Raw genomic sequence first — 23,657 nt, 5'->3', positions numbered from 1 at the left:
GACCGAGGACCTCCAGCATCACGACAACGGTTTCACGTGAAACACCCTGTCTAGCGAAGCCTTACCCTCGACGAGGACGCGTACCGCCAAGCCGCCTCCGTACCTCACGCCGCGCCACAGCACCTCACCACGCCGCAGCGCCTCCCCCGCCTCACCGCGCCGCAACACCCCACCGCGCTGCAGCACCTCCCCCGCCTCACCGCGCCGCAACACCCCACCGCGCTACAGCGCCTCCCCCGCCTCACCGCGCCGCAACACCCCACCGCGCTACAGCACCTCGCCGTGTGCGGAGCCTCGCCGTGTGCGGAGCCTCGCCGTGTGCGGAGCCTCGCCGTGTGCGGAGCCTCGCCGTGTGCGGAGCCTCGCCGTGTGCGGAGCCTCGCCGTGTGCGGAGCCTCGCCGTGTGCGGAGCCTCGCCATGGTGCAGCACCTCGCCGCACCTCACCATGGCCACAGCGCCTCGCCGTGCGCTGGGCCTCGCCGTGGCGCAACGCCTCTCCGTGCCTCACCACAGTCGCAGCGCTTCAGCACCTTGTGGGCCCACTACTTGCACCTGCCACCTCGCGTGCCGCCACCTTTTAACGCCTCGTGGCCTTTCGGCACCCCCGCTTCTAATGCCTCATCGTCTTCCGGTTGCCCACCGCTTCCTACGCCTCGCCGCCCTGCTACACCCGCCGCTTCCTACGCCTCGCCGCCTTGCGACGCCCACCCTCACGTACGCATCGACGCCTTCCGGCGCCCGCCGCTTCTCGCGCGTTGCCAGTTCCTCACGCTTGAACGGACGGCCTGCCGCCCGGCATCCGACCGACGAAATCGCCACCGAGCTCCAGCACGAGCGCCACCGCCGTCCTCTGCGAGCTGAGTTGTTTCACGTGAAACATCGAACGCGTAGCCCACGCGCGCAGCGACTCCCAACGGGGACTCGTTCCGCAGGAAACCTCGCGCCGGCAACCCGCGCGTGGACGTAGGCCTACGCGGGCACACAGGGCCCGCCGCTGGCGTGACGTTTCACGTGAAACATCGAAGGCTCGCCCGCCCACTAGCCGCACGCCGATCACCAACCGCACCACCGCGCGTGCCCCCATCCTGCGACTCGAGTCGCCCCCACGCGAGACGCGCGGCCCGAGTCGCTATTACTCGGTCGAGACTTCCCTGAGCCACTTCGGACTCACGTCCCCCACCCGCAGATCCGTTCCTACGCCGCTAGTCCCTTCAGCTCGCCAGAAGATGCCCTACATCTCCGCGTAACTCGCGGCGCTCCCAAGCAAACCAGGAAAAGCGCCGAACTAACACCACGACCGGTCACCCAGTTTCCCCAGCCGATCCCGCATTGGCGCAGCCCGACTTCAATCAGGTAGCCGCCTCGGCCGGCCCGTGCAGAAGGGGCAGTCACAGCACGAGCACCGTCACGGACAGCGAAGCATGACACCACCCCCGCAGCCGGGTCGCTACCAGCCAGCCACGCGATCTCCTCCCCGTAACGCTGCATCAACACTGTCGCGAGCCACAGCGCATCAAGACCGTCACGGGGCGCGCCGCTATCAGTGCCATGAGATCGCCTGCCCCGGAGCGACGCGTCAGCGCCGTCACGGCCGAGCCGCCACCTGCGCCACGAAATCGTCTGGCTCTCGAAACGCCGAACCGCGCCCAACCGCCGCACCTCGACGCCGATCCACCGTCCGCTCCCCCAGCCCGACCGCCGCCGCGCTTGTAGCGAGCATCCGTCACCGGCAACGGTGAGCGACTGGACCAAACGACAGGCGACGGCGGGCGGCTGGACCTGCGCGGCGGACGACCGATCCGAGCGACGGACAGCCGACCCGAGCGACGGACGACCGACCCGAGCAGCGGACGACCGACCCGAGCAGCGGACGACTAGCCCGAGCAGCGGGCGACTAGCCCGAGCAGCGGGCGACTGGTCTGAGCGGCGGACACCTGGGCCTGAGCGGTGGGCGTGGTGAGTGAGCGCCGCCCGTCCACCGTGCCCGGATCCTGGTTCCAGGCTCCTGGTTCCAGGCTCCTGTGCACCACAGCGACCGGGCGGGCGGCACGCTAATCAGGGCGGGCGGCCGGCTGTTCAAGGACGGTCAGCTGCGTCCCTCGGCCGCGCCGACTTCGGCGGGTCGACACCAGCCACCAGACCGTCTGAACGCCCGACCGCGCTAAGTCGCGCCAGCCGTCGTCACCGTGGCGGAACCTCAGCTCACCCGCTGGGTTCTGTCGAAAGACCGAACTTACGGCGCGAAAGACCGGACGGCGCAGCGCGAGAAACCAGACTACGCAGCGCGAGAGACCGGAGCGCGCGGCGCGAGAAACCGAACCACGCGGCGCGAGAGGCTTGGCGGCGCGGGCGAGCGGCCGAGGTGCGGGCGAGCGGCCGAAGCTGAAGCTCAGGCGCGAGAGCTCATCAGCCACGAGAGCTGAGAAGCACGGGAGCAGGGAACCCGGGAACCCGAGAGCCCGGGAACTCGGGAACCCGAGAGCCCGGGAACCCGAGAGCCCGAGAGCTCGAGAACTCGGGAGCTCAGGAGCTCGAGAGCCCGGGAACCCGAGAGCTCGAGAACTCGGGAGTGCGGAAATCAGTCCTCGGCTTCTCGCATCGCCTGGATTGCCTCCGGCGCCATGGTGCCGATGATGCGCTCCAGGTCGTCGATCGTCGCGAACTCCACCACGATCCGTCCCTTCCGCCGCCCCAGGTCCACCTTCACCTTGGTTTCGAAGTGGTCGGAGAGGCGGTCGGCGAGGTGGGTGAGTCCGGGGGCGGTGGGCTTGGGGGCCTTCCGGTCGCGTGGCGCCTTCTTGGCCGCCTTTGAACTGCCCATGGCGACGATCTCCTCGACCGCCCGTACCGATAGCAGCTCCGCCACGATCCGCTTGGCGAGCTGGATCTGCTCCTCCGGGTCGTCGAGTCCGAGGAGCGCCCGCGCATGCCCGGCGCTGATCGTCCCGGCGGCGACCTTCAGCTGTACGTCAGGAGGCAGGTTCAGCAGACGCAAGGTGTTGGTGATGTGAGAGCGCGAGCGGCCGATCTTCTTCGCCAACTGATCGTGCGTCGCCTGAAAATCGTCAAGAAGCTGCTGGTACGCCGCCGCCTCTTCGAGCGGGTTCAGCTGCTCACGCTGAAGGTTTTCGATCAGCGCATCCCGCAACAGGTCGTTGTCCTGGGTGTTGCGTACGATCGCCGGCACCGGGTCAAGGCCGACCTTCTTACACGCACGCCAACGCCGCTCCCCCATGATCAGCTCATACTGACCACCACCGACCGAGCGCACCACAATCGGCTGGAGCAGCCCAACCTCACGGATGGAGGTCGCCAGATCCTCCAGGCGCTCCTCATCGAAGACCTCACGCGGCTGCCGAGGGTTAGGAACGATCGCCTCGAGCGCGATCTCCTTGAAGTACGCCCCCGCAATCGGCTTGGGACCCGTCTCCCCCGTCGACCCGTTGGCCGGGGCCGGCGCCGCCCCCGTGCCGTCAACGATGGGACCGGTCGGGATGAGCGCCCCGAGTCCCTTGCCCAATCCCCGCCGCTGCTGGCTCACTGCGTCTCCTCATCCACCCGGTCGATTCCGGTCACTCCAGGAGAGGTTACCGTTGTGGACCGGACCGAGTGCCCCCTCGCCACACACCGTCCGGTTGGATTTACACCGACACGGTCACAAACCTGCCCAACCCGTGACTGAGCCCCAACCCATCCGCGTTTTGCACCCTGCTTTCAACCCGCCATCCCGGCCCGCCCGGCCTCCGAGCCGCCTCGGCCCGCCCGGCCTCCGAGCCGCCTCGGCCCGCCCGGCCTCTGAGCCGTCTCGGTGCGAGAGAGCCATTCGGTGCCGGCGGTGACCACTGGGTCGGCACGCGACATGGCTACCCTGCGCCTGCTTCGTACGGGTCCTCTACCGCTCAGGGCCGAAGCTTCCAGCGTCGAAGCTCCCGGTGCCGGGTTCGCTTGCCGCGCGGTCCCATCCCTGTGCGGGGCCCATCGCCGCAAGGGCCCATTCTCGTGCGGGACCCATTCTCGTGCAGGGCCCATCCTCGTACGGGACCCATCCCCTCGCAGGACCATCGCCGCATGGGCCCATCGCCGCGCAGGCCGATGGCTACACGGGCCGATGGCTACACGGGCGGCGTGATACGAAAGCTCCGATCTCGGAGTTTGCTCTGCGCGGAGCCACGCCTAGACGGCAAAAGCCCCGCGGCCCTAGGAGGCGCGGCTCGAAGATCCCCGCGCGGAAACCCCGACCCCGCGGAACGACACAATGATTCCACGGCGGGACGCCCCCGGCGCCCGACGCTCCCCGCGCCCGACGCTTCCCGCGGTGGCGCACCCAGCAAGGGCGCCCCCAGCTCAGCCCTGAGCGCAGGCGCTCCTGCACCCCGCGCCGCACGCAAACCGTGATCCCGGGGTAAGTGGTGTCCGGAGCCGAGAAGGGCCCGGAAAAGGCAGAGGAGGTGGTCAGGAGACCGTGGCGCGGTGGGCGATCTCGCGGGCCGCATCCATGTACGCCATCGCCCCGCTCGACCCCGGGTCGTACGTCATCACCGACTGCCCATAGCTGGGCGCCTCCGACAGCCGCACGCTCCTCGGGATCACCGTGTTCAGCACCGTGTCCCCGAAGTGCGCCCGCACTTCCTCGGCCACCTGGGACGCGAGCCGCGTACGCCCGTCGTACATGGTCAGCACGATCGTCGAGAGCCGCAGCGTCGGGTTCAGGTGAGCCTTGATCAGGTCCACGTTCCGCAGCAGCTGCCCGAGGCCCTCCAGCGCGTAGTACTCGCACTGAATCGGGATCAGCACCTCGTCGGCCGCCACCAGCGCGTTGACGGTGAGGAGACCGAGGGAGGGCGGGCAGTCGATCACGATGTAGTCGAACTTGATCGCATCGTACGCCGCCAGCGCCCGCCGCAGCCGCGCCTCCCTGGCTACCAAGGACACCAGCTCGATCTCCGCACCGGCCAGGTCGATGGTGGCGGGAGCGCAATACAGGTTGGGCATGTCGGGCACCTGCTTGACGATCTCCGCCATCGGCAGGTCGTCCACGAGCACCTGGTAAACGTCCGGGACGTCACCACGATGCTCCGTCGCCAGCGCGGTGGAGGCGTTGCCTTGCGGGTCGAGGTCGACCACGAGGACCCGCTGGCCGTGCATCGACAGGGCGGCGGCGATGTTGACCGAGGTGGTCGTCTTGCCCACGCCGCCCTTCTGGTTGGCCACTGCGATCACTCGGGTCTTGGGCGGACGCGGCCAGCCGCTGTCGCCATCGCCAGATGCCTCGCCAGTCTGGGCGGCCGTCGGGGTTGCAGATGTTTCACGTGAAACCACTGAGCTGAGCGCCTCTCGTACCAACGGCGAATCACCGGGGTTCAGGGGGGTCTGGGTCACGATGGCCATCCTTTCAACCACTGGTGTGCCGGTGCCGGGAATTTGCTGTCGCGACACGCCCATTTCGGGCCAGCCAACCCCGGTTGGACTCTGAGACGGAGGGCCGTCCGGCCAGCCAAGACCACTTGACGCGACTGGCACAACCGTCACCTCCTTCGTCGCCGCCTGGCTCGCTCCGGCGGGCGACCCGCTACCACCCGAACCAATGTTGCAGGCGGCTCGACCTTACCGCGCCCGACCGTGACGAGCTCGGCCGTTCGGGCGCCGACGGCGCGCAATTGCTCCTGTGCCTCGGCCAGCTCGCCGGCGGCGCGCTCGCCCTTCATGGCGATCAGCTCGCCGCCCTCGCGGAGCAGCGGCATCGCCCACTTGAGCAGCCGATCGAGCGGCGCCACCGCACGGGCGCTGGCCACGTCGAACACGCGCTTGCCCGCCAGCTCTTCCGCCCGGCCGCGCAGCACCTCGACGTTGTCGAGCTTGAGCGCTTCGACGCACTCCTCAAGGAACACGGTACGGCGCAGCAGCGGCTCCAGCAGCGTCACCGTGATGTCCGGCCGGACGATGGCGAGCACCACACCGGGCAGGCCGGCGCCGGAGCCGATGTCCACCAGCCGCACATCCGGCGGCACCGCCTCGGCTACGACGGCGCAGTTGAGCATGTGGCGATCCCAGATCCGGGGCACCTCCCGCGGACCCAGCAGCCCGCGGACGACACCGGGACCCGCCAGCAGGTCTGCGAACGTGATGGCGCGATCCCAGGCCTCCCCCGCGAAGACGTCCCTCGCTATCTCCGGCGGCTCCGGAAGCTCATCGCTCACTGGTAGGTGGCCTTTCTGGGGCTCGTGGCCCGTGATCGGGGTGATGGTCGCCGGGCGCGCTTAGGCCGCGGCGACGGATCCGGTCTCCACCCAAGGCTACGGGGTGAGATCACAAGGGAAGCCTAGCGGGCCTTGGTGAAGGTGGCCTGTGAGCACGCCGTCAGCGCAACACCGCGCAGGCCGATAAAGGGGGAAATGTCGGTGTACCGGGGGTGGGGACGCGCCCTGAGGAAGCGTACCGGGGAAAAGGACTGCCCCGGGAAGCGGCACTCGGGAAGCGGCATATGGGACCGATGCGTCGGCGGGTCCGGTTCCGATCAAGCTCATCCGCTGGTCCGGGGACAGGTCGGTTGCCGTCGTCCGCGGTCGGCCCGTCGGTTGCCGTCGTCCGCGGTCGGCCCCTGTCGGCAGCCATGGTCCGGTCGGCTGCCGTTGGATGTCGTCGGTCAGGTGGTCAGGTGGTCAGGTAGCGGAAGGACTCGCCGTCTGGTCCTGACAGCCGAACGGGCCGGCCACACCCGCGGCCGACCCGTCAAAGCGGTCCGTCAAAACGGTCCGTGACAGCGATCCATCGAAGTCCACTCCGTCGAAGGTCGATCCGACGGAGTCCGGTTCGTCAAGGTCCGGTTCGTACGGCCGAAGCCGCCGAGGAGGCGACCGAGGTCACCGCCCGAGAGCCGAATCCGCCGCTCAGGCGGGCAGAACCACCACGTACCGGTTCGGCTCCTCGCCCTCCGACTCGCTGCGCAGCCCCGCGGCCGCCACCGCGTCGTGGACGATCTTGCGTTCGAACGGCGTCATCGGCTGCAGCGACTTGGGCTCGCCGCGGTCCTTGACCTGGTTGGCGATCTCGGTGCCCAGCTTGGTCAGCTCGGCCCGCCGCCGCTCGCGGTAGCCGGCGACGTCCAGCATGAGCTTGGAGCGCTCGCCCGTCTGCCGGTGCACGGCCAGGCGGGTCAGCTCCTGCAACGCTTCGAGCACCTCTCCCCCGGGGCCCACGAGTTCGGTGCTCTTGATCCCGACGACGGAGACGAGCGCGCGGTCGCCCTCGACGTCCATGTCGATGTCGCCGTCGATGTCGGCGATGTCGAGAAGGCCCTCGACGTAGTCGGCAGCGATCTCGCCTTCCTGCTCCAGCAGAGTGAGATCAGGAGCCTTCTCCTGCTCGGCCTCGGTCATGGCCGGCCTCTCCTTCGTGTTCACGACTTCTTGCTGCCGGTGCGCTTGCTACGGGGTTGCCTGCTCGGCTGCTGCCTGATGATCTTAGGCTGCGGAGGGGGCGGAGGGGCCTGTTCTTCCGGCGTGGTCTTGCGCAGCTTTGCGATCAGGCCGGGCTTGGGCTGGACCGGGATGGGGTTGCCCTTGGCGTCGTACTGCGGCATGGGGTGCCGGCTGTAGAACCAGTGCTGCTGACCGAGCGTCCACACGTTGGTGGTGACCCAGTAGAGGATCAGACCGAGCGGGAAGTTCAGGCTGAAGAAGGCGAACAGCGGCGAGATGTACATGAGGATCTTCTGCTGCTGCGCCATGGGGTTGTCCGGCATCTGGGCCATGGAGCGGGTGACGCTCTGCCGGACGGTGAGGAAGGTGGTCAGCGAGCTGATCGCCACGAAGCAGCCGATGACGACCTTCTCGCTGATGGCGGGAGCCTCGAAGAACGTGGCGGGCAGCGGCGCGCCGATGATGAGCGCCTGCTTGGCGCTGTCGACCAGCTCCTGCGTCATCCCGAACTTGGCCTCGTCGGCCGCGATCGCGCGGAGCACGGTGAACATGGAGATGAAGATCGGGAACTGCGCCAGGATCGGCAGACAGCCGCCCAGGGGGTTGGCCCCCGCCCCCTGGTAGAGCGCCATGACCTCCTGGTTCAGGCGCTGCTTGTCGTTCTTGTAGCGCTTGCGGAGCTCCTGAACTTTCGGCGCCAGCTCCTGCATCTTCCGCGAAGATCGCATCTGCTTGAGGAACAGCGGGAAGATCAGGATCCTCATGCAGATGGTCAGCGTGATGATGGTCAGCGCCCAGGTCAGACCGCTGTTGGGGTCGAGGAACGTGCTGTACCCGGTATGGATCCAGGTGATGACTTGGGCGACGGCTGTGTACAGCCAGTTGAGCCAGGACAGCTCCACCGAGCTATCTCCCTTGCGTTTCGTGGGACGGGACCGGGCGTGGGGGCACCGGGTCTATACCTCCGGGATGAAATGGATGGCACCGCCCGATGCGCCGGACAGTCAGCCAAATGCCGCGCAGTGCTCCATGTACGGCAATCGCTTCGAGCCCGTATGCGCTGCACGAGGGGTAGAACCGGCAGCGTGGACCGAGCAGCGGGCTGATGAACGCCCGATAGAACCGGATGGGGAGGATGAGTGCGCGAGCGGCGAGGCTCGGCACCGCGACCCCTTGCGGTTGCTCCGTCATTTCCGTCCACCCGTCGAGGACTCGCGCCGCCTGAGCAAACGATCCAGCGCGACGTCGAGTTCGGCGGCCAGTTGCTCGAATCGCGCGGACGCGGCCGGTGGATTGGCGCGTACCACAAGCAGGCTACCTCGCGGCAGCCGGTGGAGTCGGTCCCGCATCAGGTGTCGGAGCCGTCGTTTGACCTTGTTTCGGGTCACCGCGCCCCCGACGGCCTTACTCACCACGAAACCCACAAGGGGTGGCTCTTCCCCAGAAGTGGTGAAATGCACCACCAGGGTGGGGCGCCCAGCGCGCTTGCCGCGCCTGACCGCAGCCTCGAACTCCTCCCCGCGTCGCATGCGGGATTGACGGGACAGCACCGTATACGTCTAACGCCCGCCGGCGTGATGCGCCGGCGGGCTGTCGTCGCGCGGGACGGTCAGGCCGACAGCCTCTCGCGGCCCTTGCGGCGGCGAGCGGCGAGGATGGCGCGACCGGCCCGGGTGCGCATGCGCAGCCGGAAGCCGTGGGTCTTCGCGCGGCGACGGTTGTTCGGCTGGAAAGTACGCTTGCTCACGGGTGGGCTCCAGGCTTGATGGTGCGCCGCACGGGCGCCTAACACACATGGATGGCCTGCCAGGGAAGCGAGGGCACGCGAAATAGCCGTCGCGTGACAAGCCGACCGTCGTACGTTACGAGGGAAGGCGCCCGCAGGTCAAACCGGACGCGGTTATCCACTGATCCACAGGCCACTTTTCCACCGCCGCCCCCACGTCCACAGTATGTGCACTCAGGTGCCACTAGGCTGTGGACAACGTCTTGAACACAGCTGTGCACAAAGCTACTGTCAGCCCTTCCGGGCCGCTCAAAGCCTGTGGACAGCCTGTGGATCTCCTGTGGAGTGCGTGGGCGGGACGCCCGCCGGCCGCGTGTGGACGAAGGAGTCGTCGATCATCGTGATCGGCTGTGGCATGTGGATAACCGATCGCGGGGGGCCGCGACTGAGAGGAGGGGGAACCGCATCGTGAACGGTGTCGACCTCGGCACGGTATGGGCGAGGGCACTGGGCAACTTCCTCAACGAGAACGTGCCCATCCAGCAGCGCACGTGGCTGTCGATGGTGCGCCCGATCGCGCTGGCCAACGACACGATCGTGCTCGGCGTCCCCAACGACTTCCTCAAGGACCTCATCGAGGGCAAGCTGCGCCCGCTGGTGGCCCATGCGCTGTCGCAGGAGCTCGGCCGGACCATGCGGCTGGCCGTGATGATCGACACGACGGCGCCCGAGCAGCCGTCAGGCGACGCTCATCAACAGCCTGGGGGTCAGGGTTATCCCCAGGGTGTGGAGAGCCAGCCGCGTTATGCACAGCCCGCGCAGCCGCAGCACAACCAGCCTTCCGAGCCGCCACAGTACTATTCGCCGCAGCCCGAGCAGCAGCAGATATCCACCGAATATCCACAGCAGAGCTTCGGTTTTGAACAGGGCCAGTCCTACTCGCCGCCCGCGGAGAAGCCCGCGGAGCCGGCGCAGAACCTGACGCAGAACCGCTGGGAGGCGAAGAGCAGCAAACCCAGCGAAACAGCCCGGCTCAACCAGAAGTACACATTCGAGACTTTCGTCATCGGCGCCAGCAACCGTTTCGCACACGCCGCCGCCGTCGCGGTCGCCGAATCGCCGGCGAAGGCGTACAACCCGCTCTTCATCTATGGCGACTCGGGGCTGGGCAAGACGCACCTTCTGCACGCGATCGGCCACTACGCGCAGAGCCTGTACGACGGCGCCCGCGTCAGATACGTGAGCTCCGAGGAGTTCACCAACGACTTCATCAACAGCATCCGCGACCACAAGGCCGACGGGTTCCGCGGCCGCTACCGCGCGATCGACATCCTGCTTGTGGACGACATCCAGTTCCTGGAGGGCAAGGAGCAGACGCAGGAGGAGTTCTTCCACACCTTCAACACGCTCCACAACGCCAACAAGCAGATCGTCATCTCCAGCGACCGCGCGCCGAAGCAGCTCATCACGCTGGAGGACCGGCTGCGCAACCGGTTCGAGTGGGGCCTGATCACCGACGTCCAGCCGCCCGAGCTGGAGACCCGCATCGCGATCCTCAGGAAGAAGGCCATCCAGGAGGGCCTGGCCGCGCCGCCCGAGGTGCTGGAGTACATCGCCAGCCGCATCTCCACCAACATCCGCGAGCTGGAGGGCGCGCTGATCCGGGTCACCGCGTTCGCCAGCCTCAACAGGCAGGGTGTGGACCTTCAGCTCGCCGAGGTCGTGCTGAAGGATCTCATCACGTCGGAGTCCGACAACGAGATCACGATCGCCTCGATCATGAGCGAGACCGCTCAGTACTTCGGCATCAGCATCGACGACCTGTGCGGCACCTCGCGCAGCCGGGCGCTCGTCAACGCCCGGCAGATCGCCATGTACCTCGCCCGCGAGCTGACCGAGCTGTCGCTGCCGAAGATCGGCCAGCAGTTCGGCGGCCGCGACCACACCACGGTGATGCACGCCGAACGCAAGATCCGCTCGCTGATCGCCGAGCGCCGCTCGATGTACAACCAGGTCAACGAGCTCACAATGCGGATCAAGCAGACACAGCGTGGGTCGTGACGTCGTACACAGCCTGTGGAAAACGCTGTGGACCAGCGGAAACGCAAAATCGGGGCGGCCGATTGCCCGCAAATGCTGGGAAAAATCCGTCCACAACGGTTGGGGACAGTGCTGGGGACATCCTGGGGAGAACCTGGGGACTACCAGTGGACAACGTGTGGACAGGCTGTGAACAGTCGATCTGGGGCTCCAGAAGGGGCCTTATTACCCCGTGGATAACCTGTGGAAACCTCGTGGATAACCCCGCCTCAGCCGTGGATGACGGCACCAAGATCTGGGGACGGCCTGTGGGCGAAGTTTCGTCGTCCCCAGGCGCGCGAGTTCTCCCCAGGCGCTGCCCACACCCACGGTGGATAAAAACAAGGGCGCTGACCAGCAAGGACGCCGGTTGTCCCCAGTTTCCACAGCCCCTAATGTGATGACCTCTTATCTCTCTAACTAAGAAACTCAAAGACCCATAGAGGGGTTCTCCCGGAGCGCGAGGCCGGGAGGGTGGATCCTTGAGATCCTTCAATCAACGACGAACCCAGGAGGCTGATCACCGTGATGTTCCGAATCGAGCGAGACGTCCTCGCTGAGGCGGTGGCATGGACGGCACGCAGCCTCCCGGCGCGCCCGTCGGTGCCCGTTCTCGCCGGCATGCGCCTGGAGGTCACCGAGGAGCAGCGGCTGAAGCTGTCCGGCTTCGACTACGAGGTCTCGGCGGAGGTCACGCTCGAACTGCACACCGGCGAGCCGGGCGTCGTCCTGGTCTCCGGCAAGCTGCTCGCCGAGATCACCCGCGCCCTTCCCGCACAGCCTGTGGACTTCGTGGTGGACGGCGCCAAGGCGGTCGTCACCTGCGGCAGCGCCCGGTTCACACTCCTCACCATGCCTGTGGAGGACTACCCCACCCTCCCGTCGATGCCCCCGGCCGCCGGGCGGGTCGGCGCCGACGTGTTCGCCTCCGCCGTCAGCCAGGTCGCCGTCGCCGCCGGCCGCGACGACACGCTGCCGATGCTCACCGGCGTACGCATGGAGATCGAGGGCGACACGGTGACGCTCGCCGCGACCGACCGCTACCGCCTGGCCGTACGCGAGCTGAAGTGGCAGCCGGGACAGCCCGACTTCTCGGCCGTCGCGATGATCCCCGGCAAGACGCTCGCCGACACCGCCAAGGCGCTCGGCGCGACCGGCGCCGAGGTCGAGATCGCGCTCAGCTCCGCGGGCGGCACCGGCGAGGGCATGATCGGCTTCTCCAGCGCCGGCCGCCGCACCACGACCCGCCTGCTCGACCCCGAGTTCCCCAAGTACCGCTCGCTGCTGCCGACCGAGTTCTCCGCGCGCGCCGATCTGTCCACAGGCCCGTTCGTCGAGGCGGTCAAGCGTGTTGCCCTGGTCGCCGAGCGCAACACGCCGGTGCGCCTGGCGTTCAAGAGCGGCGAGGTCGTGCTGGAGGCGGGCAGCGGCGACGAGGCGCAGGCCGTCGAGGCGCTGCCTGTGGACTACGAGGGCGAGGAGATGAACATCGCCTTCAACCACCAGTTCCTGCTGGAGGGCCTCGGCGCCATCGACTCCGATGTGGCCAGGCTGCAGATGACCACGTCCACGAAGCCCGCTATCCTCACCGGGGGCAAGCCTGTGGAGGACGGCGGCGGCACTGACTACCGTTACTTGATCATGCCCATCCGGCTGTCAGGCTGAACCGGCCATCAGGGATGATGGAAGCCTGACAAGGGGGTAGACAACATGCAGATCGGCATGGTCGGACTGGGCAAGATGGGCGGCAACATGGCCGAGCGCCTGCGCCGCGGCGGTCATGAGGTCATCGGCTACGACCGCGACCCGGCCATCAGTGACGTCGGCAGCCTCAAAGAGCTGGTCGAGCGCCTGCAGGCGCCGCGAGCCGTCTGGGTGATGGTGCCGGCGGGCAGGCCCACGCAGTCGACCGTCGACGAGCTCGGCAAGCTGCTCGACGCGGGGGACCTCGTCATCGACGGCGGCAACAGCCACTACGCCGACGACCAGAAGCACGCGGGCGAGCTGGCGGCCAAGGGCATCGGCTTCGTCGACTGCGGCGTCAGCGGCGGCGTCTGGGGCCTGCAGAACGGCTACGCGCTCATGTGCGGCGGCGACAAGGCCCACATCGAGCGGCTCATGCCGATCTTTGACACGCTCAAGCCCGAGGGCGAGGACGGCTTCGTGCACGCCGGCGACGTCGGCGCGGGCCACTTCGCGAAGATGGTCCACAACGGCATCGAGTACGGCATGATGCAGGCGTTCGCCGAGGGCTGGGAGCTGCTCGAGGCGTCCGACGTCGTCAAGGACGTCAAGGGCTCCTTCCGGAGCTGGCGCACCGGCACCGTGATCCGTTCCTGGCTGCTCGACCTGCTGGTGCGGGCGCTTGAGGACGACGAGCACCTGGAGCAGCTGCGCGGTTATGCACAGGACTCCGGCGAGGGCCGGTGGACGGTGCAGGCGGCTGTGGACCACGCCGTCCCGCTGCCGGTCATCACCGCCGCCCTGTACGCCAGGTTCGCCTCCCGCCAGGACGACTCGCCGGCGATGAAGGTGGTCGCGGCGCTGCGCAACCAGTTCGGTGGCCACGCCATCACCTCGGCGGAGGGCAGCACCGGCAAGGGGGCCGACTCCCCCGGCGCCGACGTCGCGCCGCCGCGCGAGACCGATCGCTAACGGTTTTCCACAGGCCGCATGCCGGTGACCCCGGCGGCCGTCGAGGCGCACTACCCTTCGTGGGGTGCATGTCGCCCACCTCTCGCTGACCGACTTCCGGTCCTACGCGTCCGTGGAGCTCGGCCTGGAGCCGGGCGTCACGGCGTTCGTCGGACCCAACGGCCAGGGCAAGACCAACCTGGTCGAGGCGCTCGGCTACGTCGCGACGCAATCCAGCCACCGGGTCGCGAGCGACGCGCCGCTGGTGCGCCAGGGCGCGACGCGGGCGATCGTGCGCTGCGCCATCCAGCGTGACGACCGGCGGGCGCTGGTCGAGCTGGAGATCAATCCCGGGCGGGCCAATCGCGCCAGGCTCAACCGTTCGCCCGTGTCCAGGGCCCGCGACGTCGTGGGCCTGCTGCGCACGGTGCTGTTCGCGCCTGAGGACCTGGCGCTGGCCAAGGGCGACCCGTCCGAGCGCCGCCGCTTCCTCGACGAGCTGCTGGTGGCCAGGACGCCGAGGTTCGCCGGCGTGCGCGCCGACTACGACCGGGTGCTGAAGCAGCGCGGCGCGCTGCTGCGCACCGCCGCGCAGGCCCGCAGGGGCTCGCGGAGCGCCAGGCGGCGGGAGAGCGAGGCCGCGTTCGCAGCGGCCGGCGCCGGCGACGTGCTGAGCACGCTGGAGGTGTGGGACGCCCACCTCGCCAGGCACGGCGCGGAGCTTTTGCGCGGGCGGCTCGAGCTGATCGAGGAGCTGCGGCCGCGGGTGGCGCACGCGTATGCGACGCTGGCCCCGTCGAGCGCACCCGCGACGCTCGCCTACCGCAGCACGTTGTCCACAGGTGGGGATGACGCGGGGGCGTCCGGCGAGGCGGAAGGCCCCGCTGAGCGGGGATCTTTCGATACACAGACGTTATCCACAGACTTGGGGAAAACCCTTGAAGAGCGCCTGCGCGAGCGGCTATTGGAGGTCCGCCAGGCCGAGCTCGAACGCGGGGTCACGCTCGTCGGTCCCCACCGCGACGACCTGATACTCGGGCTCGGCGATCTGCCCGCGCGCGGCTACGCCAGCCATGGAGAGTCGTGGTCGTTCGCGCTCGCGCTCCGGCTCGCGGCCTACGACCTGCTGCGGGCCGACGGCGGCGACCCCGTGCTGATCCTCGACGACGTGTTCGCCGAGCTCGACAGCCAGCGCAGGCGCCGCCTGGCCGAGTTCGTGGCCCCGGCCGAGCAGGTGCTCATCACCGCGGCGGTGCCCGACGACGTGCCCGCGGAGCTTTCTGGCGGCAGATTCGACGTCGCAGAGGGGAGTGTCACACGTGTCCGCTGACCAGCGGCCCCGCGAGAACGGCGAGCGCAGTGAGCGCAGTGAGCGCGGCGAGAACGCCACCGCCAGGGGGGTGGCGCTGGCCAGGGAGAAGCTCGCCCAGGCCAAGGCCGACGCCGCCAAGCGCGGCCAGCTCCCCCGGCGCGAGCCCAGGCGCAAGGCGAAGGGCCCGCGCAGGGAGAGCGGCGACCCTCAGCTTTTCGGACGCGCGATCGCCGAGCTGCTCGCCGATCGCGGCTGGGAGCGCAACGCCGCGGTCGGCGGGGTTTTCGGCCGCTGGCCCGAGATCGTGGGCCCCGACCTGGCCGCGCACACCAAGCCCGAGTCGTTCGACGACGGCGAGGTGGTCATCGTGGCCGACTCCACGGCCTGGGCCACGCAGGTGCGGCTGCTCGCCCGCACGCTCGTACGCAGGCTCAACGAGGAGCTCGGCGACGGCACGGTCACGCGGGTCAAGGTCAAGGGCCCGCAGAACGCTCCGCGTCCTTCAGGTGGATTGCGGGTGACCGGAAGTCGAGGTCCGCGCGACACCTATGGGTGACCTCCAGGCGGGTGCGATCCGGCTGTCCGGGTTGGGCGCCCGGAGCGGCCAGAAAGCCGCAGACGCGATAAGCCCCCTTTCCGGAGGGGGGATGCTTGCCTGGGGCAAAACGAGCTAGAGAGCACCACAGGCGCGTTCATTGCCACCTTGGCCCGCCGGAAGCGGTAGAATGAAAAAGGATTCCGGACACGTCCGCTTGCGTGTCACCCCGGCAGCAAGCCGACTCCCCTGGGTGACCGCGCATCGGGGCACTCACGACGGTGACGGGCACGGCAGGGGCAGCTTCACGAGTTGATCGCCTCCCCCGCCGCGTGTCCGCGGCAGGAGGATTTCGCAGTTGTCCTACGACGCTAGCTCAATCACCGTACTCGAGGGGCTTGAGGCGGTTCGCAAGCGCCCGGGTATGTATATCGGCTCCACCGGTGAGCGCGGCCTGCATCACCTCGTCTACGAGATCGTCGACAACGCGGTGGACGAGGCACTCGCCGGCTACGCCGACAGGATCGACATCACACTGCTTCCCGACAACGGCGTACGCGTGGTCGACAACGGCCGAGGCATCCCCACGGGCATCCACCCCGTCGAGGGGATCTCCGCGGTCGAGCTCGTGCTGACCACGCTGCACGCGGGCGGCAAGTTCGACAGCCAGTCCTACGCGGTCTCCGGCGGTCTGCACGGCGTCGGCTCCGCGGTCGTCAACGCGCTGTCCACGGCCATGGACGTCGAGGTCAAGCAGAACGGCCACTACTGGCGCCAGCGCTACGAGATGGCCAAGCCCCTGGCCCCGCTGGCCAAGGGCGAGGAGACCGACGAGACCGGCACGTCGATCACGTTCTGGCCCGACCCCGACGTCTTCGAGACCACGACCTGGAACTTCGAGACGCTTTCGCGCCGCTTCCAGGAGATGGCCTTCCTCAACAAGGGCCTCAAGATCACCTTCACCGACGAGCGGCCCGACCACATCAACGGCGAGCCCAAGCGGGTGGAGTACTACTACGAGGGCGGTCTGGCCGACTTCGTCAAGCACCTCAACTCCAAGAAGGAGCCGGCGCACGCGTCGATCATCTACTTCGAGGAGGAGGGCGACGGCATCGCGGTCGAGATCGCGATGCAGTGGAACAACTCCTTCACCGAGTCGGTCTACACGTTCGCCAACACCATCAACACCGCCGAGGGCGGCACCCACGAGGAGGGCTTCCGCGCGGCACTGACCTCCATCGTCAACCGCTACGCGCGCGAGCAGAAGTTCCTCAAGGAGGGCAAGGACGACAACCTCACCGGTGAGGACGTCCGCGAGGGCCTGACCGCGATCATCTCGGTCAAGCTGTCCGACCCGCAGTTCGAGGGGCAGACCAAGACCAAGCTCGGCAACACCGAGGCGAAGTCGTTCGTACAGAAGGCGTGCAACGACCACATCCGCGACTGGTTCGAGCGCAACCCCGGTGAGGCCAAGGACATCATCAACAAGTCGCTGCAGGCCTCGCGCGCCCGTATCGCCGCGCGCCAGGCGCGCGACCTGACCAGGCGCAAGTCGCTGCTGGAGCAGGGCAGCGGGCTGCCCGGCAAGCTGGCCGACTGCCAGTGGAACGACCCCGAGAAGTGCGAGCTGTTCATCGTCGAGGGCGACTCGGCCGGCGGCTCGGCCAAGGGCGGCCGCGACTCGCGCTACCAGGCGATCCTGCCCATCCGCGGCAAGATCCTCAACGTCGAGAAGGCGCGGATCGACAAGGTCCTGAAGAACAACGAGGTCCAGGCGCTGATCACGGCGCTGGGCACCGGCGTGCACGACGAGTTCGACATCAGCAAGCTGCGGTACCACAAGGTCATCCTCATGGCCGACGCCGACGTCGACGGCCAGCACATCAACACGCTGCTGCTGACGCTGCTCTTCCGCTTCATGCGGCCGCTGATCGAGGCCGGGCACGTCTACCTGTCCTGCCCGCCGCTCTACAAGATCAAGTGGGACCGCAAGGGCGAGGAGGCCTCCTACGCCTACTCCGACGCCGAGCGGGACGCGATCATCGCCGAGGGCATCGCCAACGGCAAGCCCGACCCCAGGCCGCGGGACAACGTCCAGCGCTTCAAGGGTCTGGGTGAGATGAACGCGGGCCAGCTCTGGGAGACCACGATGAACCCGGAGACCCGGCTGCTGCGTCTCGTCACGCTGGACGACGCGGCCCAGGCCGACGACCTGTTCAGCGTGCTGATGGGCGAGGACGTCGAAGCGCGGCGTGACTTCATCATCCGCAACGCCCGCGACGTGCGCTTCCTCGATGTTTAGTCAGAAGGACCTTTACCTGTGACGGACGTGAATACCACTCCCCCGGCCGATCGCATCGAGCCGGTGGACATCCAGTCCGAGATGCAGCGCAGCTACATGGACTACGCGATGTCTGTCATCGTGTCCAGGGCGCTGCCGGACGTACGCGACGGTCTCAAGCCGGTGCATCGCCGCGTGCTCTACGCGATGTACGACGGCGGCTACCGTCCCGACCGCGGCTACTTCAAGTGCGCCCGCGTCGTCGGCGACGTGATGGGTACCTACCACCCGCACGGCGACACCTCGATCTACGACGCGCTGGTACGCCTGGCGCAGCCGTGGTCGCTGCGCTACCCGCTGGTCGACGGGCAGGGCAACTTCGGCTCGCCGGGCAACGACCCGGCGGCGGCGATGCGCTACACCGAGTGCAAGCTCGCGCCCATCGCCATGGAGATGCTGCGGGACATCGACAAGGAGACCGTCGACTTCCGCCCCAACTACGACGGCAAGTCGCAGGAGCCCGACGTCCTGCCGTCCCGCTTCCCGCAGCTGCTGGTCAACGGCTCGGGCGGCATCGCCGTCGGCATGGCCACCAACATCCCGCCGCACAACCTGCGCGAGGTCGCCGCGGCGGTCAAGTGGGCGCTCGAGCACCCCGAGGCCACCGACGAAGAGCTGCTCGAAGCCGCGATCAAGCTGGTCAAGGGGCCCGACTTCCCGACCGGCGCGCTCATCGTGGGCCGGCGGGGCATCGAAGACGCCTACCGCACCGGCCGCGGCTCCATCACCATGCGGGCCGTGGTCGAGGTCGAGGAGGACAAGGGGCGGCAGGCGCTGGTCGTCACCGAGCTGCCGTACCAGGTCAACCCCGACAACCTGGCGCTGAAGATCGCCGAGCTGGTGCGCGAGGGCAAGCTGACCGGCATCGCCGACGTCCGCGACGAGAGCTCCTCGCGGGTCGGCCAGCGGCTGGTCATCGTGCTCAAGCGCGACGCGGTCGCCAAGGTCGTGCTCAACAACCTGTACAAGCACACCCAGCTCCAGGACACCTTCGGCGCCAACATGCTGGCGCTGGTCGACGGCGTGCCCCGTACGCTGCGCCTCGACCAGTTCATCCGCCACTACGTCGCCCACCAGATCGAGGTCATCGTCCGCCGGACGCGCTACCTGCTGCGCAAGGCCGAGGAGCGGGCCCACATCCTGCGCGCCCTGCTCAAGGCGCTCAACCGGCTCGACGACGTCATCGCCCTCATCCGGGCCTCCGAGTCCGCCTCCGCCGCCCAGCAGGGCCTGATGGAGCTGCTGGAGATCGACGAGGTCCAGGCGCAGGCCATCCTCGACATGCAGCTGCGCAAGCTGGCCGCCCTGGAGCGGCAGGCCATCCAGGACGAGTACGACGCCCTGATGGCGCAGATCGCCGAGTACAACGCGATCCTGGCCAGCGAGACCCGGCAGCGCGAGATCATCAACGAGGAGCTGGCCGAGCTGGTCGGCCGCTACGGCGACGACCGCAAGACCGAGATCATCGCCTACGACGGCGACATGTCGATCGAGGACCTCATCGCCGAGGAAGAGGTCGTCGTCACCATCACCCGGGGCGGCTACGCCAAGCGCACCCGTACCGACATGTACCGCGCGCAGAAGCGCGGCGGTAAGGGCGTGCGCGGCGCTCAGCTGCGCCAGGACGACATCGTCGACCACTTCTTCGTCACCACCACCCACCACTGGCTGCTCTTCTTCACCAACAAGGGCCGGGTGTACCGGGTGAAGGCGTACGAGCTGCCCGACGCCGGCCGCGACGCGCGCGGCATGCACCTGGCGAACCTGCTCGCCATGCAGCCCGACGAGACCGTCATGGAGGTCCTCGACCTGCGTGACTACAACGTCGCGCCGTACCTCGTCCTCGGCACCCGCAGCGGGCTGGTCAAGAAGACCCGCCTGTCCGAGTACGACTCCCCCAGGTCGGGCGGTCTGATCGCGATCAACCTGCGCGAGGACGACGAGGTCATCGGAGCCCTGCTCATCGACGAGACCGACGACCTGCTGCTCGTCTCCAAGGGCGCGCAGTCCATCCGGTTCACCGCCTCCGACGAGACGCTGCGTCCCATGGGACGCGCGACCAGCGGCGTCATCGGCATGAGGTTCCTCGAAGGCGACGAACTTCTCTCCATGAATCGGATCGCCGACGGTCAAGACGTGCTTATCGCCACCGAGGGCGGGTACGCAAAACGGACGCCAGTGGAGCAGTATCCGGTCCAAGGACGTGGCGGTCGAGGCGTGCTTACTGCGAAGATCGTTGCATCTCGTGGCAAGCTGGTCGGAGCCGTCATGGTCAACCCAGAGGACGAGGTCTTCGCGATCACGTCCGCAGGCGGCGTGATCCGGACGAGCGCCGGTGAGATCAAGCAGTCCGGCCGCCAGACCATGGGAGTGCGATTGATGAATCTCGCTGAAGGCGACAGCGTGGTGGCCCTCGCCCGCAACGCGGAGTCCAGGGAGACTTCGGTCGAGAATGAGGAAGACGGGGAGGAGAGTAACCCATGAGCGCCCAGGGTGGCACCGCCAGGACCACGGCGGCTTCGGGTAACGGACAACAGCCGAAGAAGCCCACAGACAACGAGATCTCCCACAGGGCGGACGACGGTAAGGACACCTCGCCCGCGCAGGGCAGGCCCAGGCCGGGCCAGGAGCCCCAGCCGCACGCGGTGGGCTCCATGAGCCCCTCTGCGCCGCCTGCAGGCCCGCAGACGGAGAGCAACGACACCGTGCGCCTGCGCCCGTCGCTGGCCACGGAGGCCCCGCCGGCCCCCGACACGTCCAGCAGCAAGAAGAAGTCGTCCGCCTCCTCGGGCCGGCTTCCTCGTAAGGCCCACCTGGTCCTGCGCCGCATCGAGCCGTGGTCGGCCATGAAGTTCAGCTTCGTGGTCTCCCTGGTCTGCTTCGTGGTGCTCTTCGTGGCGGTCGCCGTGCTGTACGGCGTGCTGTCGGGCCTGGGTGTGTTCGACTCGATCGTCGACCTGGTCAACCAGCTCGGCAAGGGCGAGCAGGGCCAGAGCTCCATCCCGATCGACATCGCCTCCTGGTTCGAGCCCGTACGCATCCTCGGCTACACGGCCCTGATCGGGGCGGTCAACGTCGTCCTGATCACGGCACTGGCCACTCTGGGTGCGGTCATCTACAACATCGCCTCCGACCTGGTGGGCGGTGTCGAGGTGACCTTCAGCGAGGCCGAGTGATTCCGGCTGCTCGCGCCGTGCGGCCCGCCCGTACGGCGCGAGCAGCCCGCCGGACACGGTAAGCTTTACCTCGTCCCGAACGAACGGTTCGCCTCCGGGAGGCGGATGCGATAACGTTCGGGGTGCGAGCGGGGCTATAGCTCAGTCGGTTAGAGCGCTTCCCTGATAAGGAAGAGGTCCCTGGTTCAAGTCCAGGTAGCCCCACCCAGTTCGAAGGCCATTTCCGAGCATCGGAAGTGGCCTTTTCGGTTTTCTGCGTGACTGGCCGGGTGACCACGTTTCCCCGGGTCGAATCTGACGAGCATCACCTGTCGTCCGCCCACGTGCTTCCTTTGCGATCGGCGTTTCTCGATCTGGTGCGGCCGGTGACGGGCGGCGGTTGCTGGAGATCGGCGTGGGCACCGGCCAGGACAGCCTGTACTTCAAGGAGAGCGGCCTGGACGTCGTCGCCGTGGACCTGTCCCCCGCCATGGTGGCGCGGTGCCGTGAGAAGGGCCTTGAGGCGTTTGTCATGGACTTCCTGCACCTCGACTTCGCGCCCGAGTCGTTCGACGCGGTGTACGCGATGAACTGCCTGCTGCACGTGCCCGACAGCGACCTGCCGGCGGTGCTGGAGGCCGTGCGCGGGCTGCTGCGGCCCGGCGGGGTGTTCTTCTTCGGGGTTTACGGCGGGGGCGTATTGCTGGGTGAGGGGCCCTACGACGGGGACGACCATGAGCCGCCCCGGTTCTTCTCGTTCCGGGGTGATGAGGAGCTGCAGGAGTTCGGGCGGCGGTTGTTCGAGGTTGTGGATTTTCACGTGGTGGGGGCGGGTAAGCAGCGATTCCAGTCGTTGACGCTGCGTCGGCCCGCCCGCGTGGGCGCTTAGGGCGGCCGGAGACGCCGCCCCGGGTGCAGGCCCTTGCGGTGGTGGGAGCGTGCGGGTTTTCGGGGCGGTCGTACGTGGGCGGTGGTGCGGAGGCGGTTGTGCTCCGTGCGGGGGGTTGCGCGGCCCCTGGGGGCGGTTGTGCTCCGTGCGGGGGGTGGTTGCGCGGCGCCCGGGGGCGGTTGTGCTCCGTGCGGGGTGGTCGCGCGGCACCCCAGGTTAGCTAGCCGTAGCGGCCGGAGGTGGTGGGGGTGAGGGCGGTGGCCAGGGCGTCGGCCAAGGGCTCCAGGTCCTCCACGTCCAGCGTTGAGACCGTGAGGCGTAGGGCGGGCGGGGTGGCGATGCGGTTGCGGGCGCCGGGGGCGCAGGCCCAGCCGCGGGCCAGCAGCCGGGTGAGGGCGGTGGACTCGTCGGCCACCGGGATCCACACGTTCAGGCCGGTGCGGCCGTGGGCGCGGATGCCGCGCCGGGCGAGCGCGGCGACCAGGCCGTCGCGCCGTCGCCCGTACGAGGCCGCCACCGCCGCCGGGTCCACCGCGCCGGTGCGCCAGAGGTGGGCGACCGTACGCTGCAGCAGGTGGCTCACCCAGCCGGCGGCCAGGCGCTGCCGTCCACGTAGCCGGGCCAGCGTGACGGGGTCGCCGGTGACCAGGGCGAGCCGCAGGTCGGGGCCGAACGCCTTCGCGGTCGACCGGAGGAGCGCCCACCGCGACGTGGCCCCGGCCAGCGGGTGCAGCGGCACGTCCACGAAGCCCGAGCCGTGGTCGTCCTCGATCAGCAGCACCTCAGGGGACGCCCCTAGCACCGCGCGCAGCTCCGCCGCCCGTTCGGCCGTCACGGCGGCGCCCGTCGGGTTCTGTGCTCGCGCGGTGACCACCACCGCGCGTACGCCCGCACGCAACGCCCGCCGCAGCTCGTCGGGCAGCGGCCCGTCGTCGTCCACCCGCACCGGCACCGGCCGCAGCCCGAGCACGGCGACGAGGTCGAGCAGCGCCGTCCAGCCCGGGTCTTCGACGGCGATGGCGTCGCCGGGCCGGAGCTGACCGGCGAGCACGCGTTCGACGGCATCGAGGGTGCCCGAGGTGACGGCCAGCGGTCCCGGCGGCACCCCGTCGGCGCGCAGCCGCTCAGCGGCCAGCGCCATGAGCTCGTCGTCGTCGCCGGTGCCGTACATGGCGGGCCGCTCCTCGTGCGCCCGCGCGGCGGCGGCAAGAGCGTCGTGCAGCGACGGCAGCAGGCGGGCGTCGGGGTTGCCCTGGGACAGGTCGCGCACCCCCGGCGGCACCTCGACGCGGATCTCCTCCCTGAACGTGCTCGCCGGCCGCGCCCTGACCCGGGTGCCGCGCCGACCGGCGGTCTCGATGATGCCGCGCTCGCGCAGCAGGCGGTAAGCGGCCGCCGCCGTGCCGGGGCTGACACCCGCCATGGCCGCCACCTTCGCGCACCGGGGGAGCGTGGCCCCAGGCGGCAGCCGCCCTTCGGACACGGCGACCTCGACCCCGGCCGCTATCTCGCTGGCCGTCGAACCGGCGATCAGATATGTTTCTGGCACAATGCTCATTATGTACTA

General features: G+C 68.6%; 18 protein-coding genes and 1 tRNA gene. 10 read left to right on the top strand and 9 right to left on the bottom strand.

All coding sequences use genetic code 11. The features are described from left to right. Positions 1–2,579: 2,579 nt before the first annotated feature. From WBK31_RS36005 to rpmH, 8 genes are all read right to left on the bottom strand, one after another. Positions 2,580–3,542, bottom strand: a complete 963-nt coding sequence (locus WBK31_RS36005; protein ID WP_406673866.1) for a ParB/RepB/Spo0J family partition protein — start codon at positions 3,540–3,542, stop codon at positions 2,580–2,582. Between the two features lie 911 nt (positions 3,543–4,453). Then, complete coding sequence (locus WBK31_RS36000) at positions 4,454–5,389, bottom strand: ParA family protein (RefSeq protein ID WP_406673865.1); 936 nt, start codon at positions 5,387–5,389, stop codon at positions 4,454–4,456. 137 nt (positions 5,390–5,526) lie between these two features. Beyond that, positions 5,527–6,198 (bottom strand): 16S rRNA (guanine(527)-N(7))-methyltransferase RsmG, encoded by a 672-nt coding sequence (gene rsmG / locus WBK31_RS35995; RefSeq protein ID WP_364064609.1) that lies wholly within the window; start codon positions 6,196–6,198, stop codon positions 5,527–5,529. A 690-nt stretch (positions 6,199–6,888) separates the two neighbouring features. Then, positions 6,889–7,377 carry a R3H domain-containing nucleic acid-binding protein gene (locus WBK31_RS35990; protein ID WP_364064764.1) on the bottom strand — a complete coding sequence of 163 codons (489 nt, stop codon included), beginning with the start codon at positions 7,375–7,377 and terminating at the stop codon, positions 6,889–6,891. A gap of 20 nt (positions 7,378–7,397) precedes the next feature. After that, positions 7,398–8,321, bottom strand: a complete 924-nt coding sequence (gene yidC, locus WBK31_RS35985; protein ID WP_364064612.1) for a membrane protein insertase YidC — start codon at positions 8,319–8,321, stop codon at positions 7,398–7,400. 4 nt (positions 8,322–8,325) lie between these two features. Then, positions 8,326–8,610: a membrane protein insertion efficiency factor YidD gene (yidD, locus tag WBK31_RS35980; RefSeq protein WP_364064614.1), complete on the bottom strand. Its 285-nt coding sequence runs from the start codon at positions 8,608–8,610 to the stop codon at positions 8,326–8,328. Beyond that, positions 8,607–8,969 carry a ribonuclease P protein component gene (gene rnpA / locus WBK31_RS35975; protein WP_364064616.1) on the bottom strand — a complete coding sequence of 121 codons (363 nt, stop codon included), beginning with the start codon at positions 8,967–8,969 and terminating at the stop codon, positions 8,607–8,609. The genes yidD and rnpA overlap by 4 nt, the downstream gene beginning before the upstream one ends. Positions 8,970–9,028: 59 nt before the next feature. Further along, positions 9,029–9,166 carry a 50S ribosomal protein L34 gene (rpmH, locus tag WBK31_RS35970; protein ID WP_364064619.1) on the bottom strand — a complete coding sequence of 46 codons (138 nt, stop codon included), beginning with the start codon at positions 9,164–9,166 and terminating at the stop codon, positions 9,029–9,031. A 447-nt stretch (positions 9,167–9,613) separates the two neighbouring features. On the opposite strand from rpmH, the gene dnaA reads away from it, so the two are divergent. The 10 genes from dnaA to WBK31_RS35920 all read left to right on the top strand — a co-directional run bounded on the left by dnaA (position 9,614) and on the right by WBK31_RS35920 (position 22,090). Next, complete coding sequence (dnaA, locus tag WBK31_RS35965; protein WP_406673864.1) at positions 9,614–11,206, top strand: chromosomal replication initiator protein DnaA; 1,593 nt, start codon at positions 9,614–9,616, stop codon at positions 11,204–11,206. Positions 11,207–11,749: 543 nt separating this feature from the next. Next, positions 11,750–12,889, top strand: a complete 1,140-nt coding sequence (gene dnaN / locus WBK31_RS35960; protein ID WP_364064621.1) for a DNA polymerase III subunit beta — start codon at positions 11,750–11,752, stop codon at positions 12,887–12,889. Positions 12,890–12,934: 45 nt separating this feature from the next. Continuing rightward, complete coding sequence (gnd, locus tag WBK31_RS35955) at positions 12,935–13,879, top strand: phosphogluconate dehydrogenase (NAD(+)-dependent, decarboxylating) (protein ID WP_378785843.1); 945 nt, start codon at positions 12,935–12,937, stop codon at positions 13,877–13,879. Between the two features lie 64 nt (positions 13,880–13,943). Continuing rightward, positions 13,944–15,188, top strand: coding sequence for a DNA replication/repair protein RecF (recF, locus tag WBK31_RS35950; RefSeq protein WP_364064626.1), 1,245 nt, complete (start codon positions 13,944–13,946; stop codon positions 15,186–15,188). Next, positions 15,178–15,726, top strand: a complete 549-nt coding sequence (locus WBK31_RS35945) for a DciA family protein (protein WP_406673863.1) — start codon at positions 15,178–15,180, stop codon at positions 15,724–15,726. The genes recF and WBK31_RS35945 overlap by 11 nt, the downstream gene beginning before the upstream one ends. 337 nt (positions 15,727–16,063) lie before the next feature. Continuing rightward, a complete protein-coding gene (gene gyrB, locus WBK31_RS35940; protein ID WP_364064631.1) occupies positions 16,064–18,007 on the top strand; it encodes a DNA topoisomerase (ATP-hydrolyzing) subunit B in 1,944 nt (647 codons plus the stop codon). A gap of 18 nt (positions 18,008–18,025) precedes the next feature. Beyond that, the gene (gyrA, locus tag WBK31_RS35935; RefSeq protein WP_406673862.1) at positions 18,026–20,530 is read left to right on the top strand and encodes a DNA gyrase subunit A; all 2,505 of its coding nucleotides are present in this window, start codon (positions 18,026–18,028) and stop codon (positions 20,528–20,530) included. Next, the gene (locus WBK31_RS35930; RefSeq protein ID WP_406673861.1) at positions 20,527–21,222 is read left to right on the top strand and encodes a DUF3566 domain-containing protein; all 696 of its coding nucleotides are present in this window, start codon (positions 20,527–20,529) and stop codon (positions 21,220–21,222) included. The genes gyrA and WBK31_RS35930 overlap by 4 nt, the downstream gene beginning before the upstream one ends. A 130-nt stretch (positions 21,223–21,352) precedes the next feature. Further along, a tRNA-Ile gene (locus tag WBK31_RS35925) sits at positions 21,353–21,426 on the top strand. Between the two features lie 175 nt (positions 21,427–21,601). Beyond that, positions 21,602–22,090, top strand: coding sequence for a class I SAM-dependent methyltransferase (locus WBK31_RS35920; RefSeq protein ID WP_406673860.1), 489 nt, complete (start codon positions 21,602–21,604; stop codon positions 22,088–22,090). A gap of 220 nt (positions 22,091–22,310) precedes the next feature. Here the strand turns inward: WBK31_RS35920 and WBK31_RS35915 are convergent, their stop codons facing one another. Then, positions 22,311–23,648: an aminotransferase class I/II-fold pyridoxal phosphate-dependent enzyme gene (locus WBK31_RS35915; RefSeq protein ID WP_406673859.1), complete on the bottom strand. Its 1,338-nt coding sequence runs from the start codon at positions 23,646–23,648 to the stop codon at positions 22,311–22,313. Between the last annotated feature and the right edge of the window lie 9 nt (positions 23,649–23,657).

Origin of the sequence: Nonomuraea sp. N2-4H, assembly GCF_045291505.1 — a bacterium.
Taxonomy (GTDB): Bacteria; Actinomycetota; Actinomycetes; order Streptosporangiales; family Streptosporangiaceae; genus Nonomuraea; species Nonomuraea fastidiosa.
The sequence above is the reverse complement of the archived record's forward strand: the minus strand, read 5'-3'. Positions and strand labels throughout refer to the sequence as shown.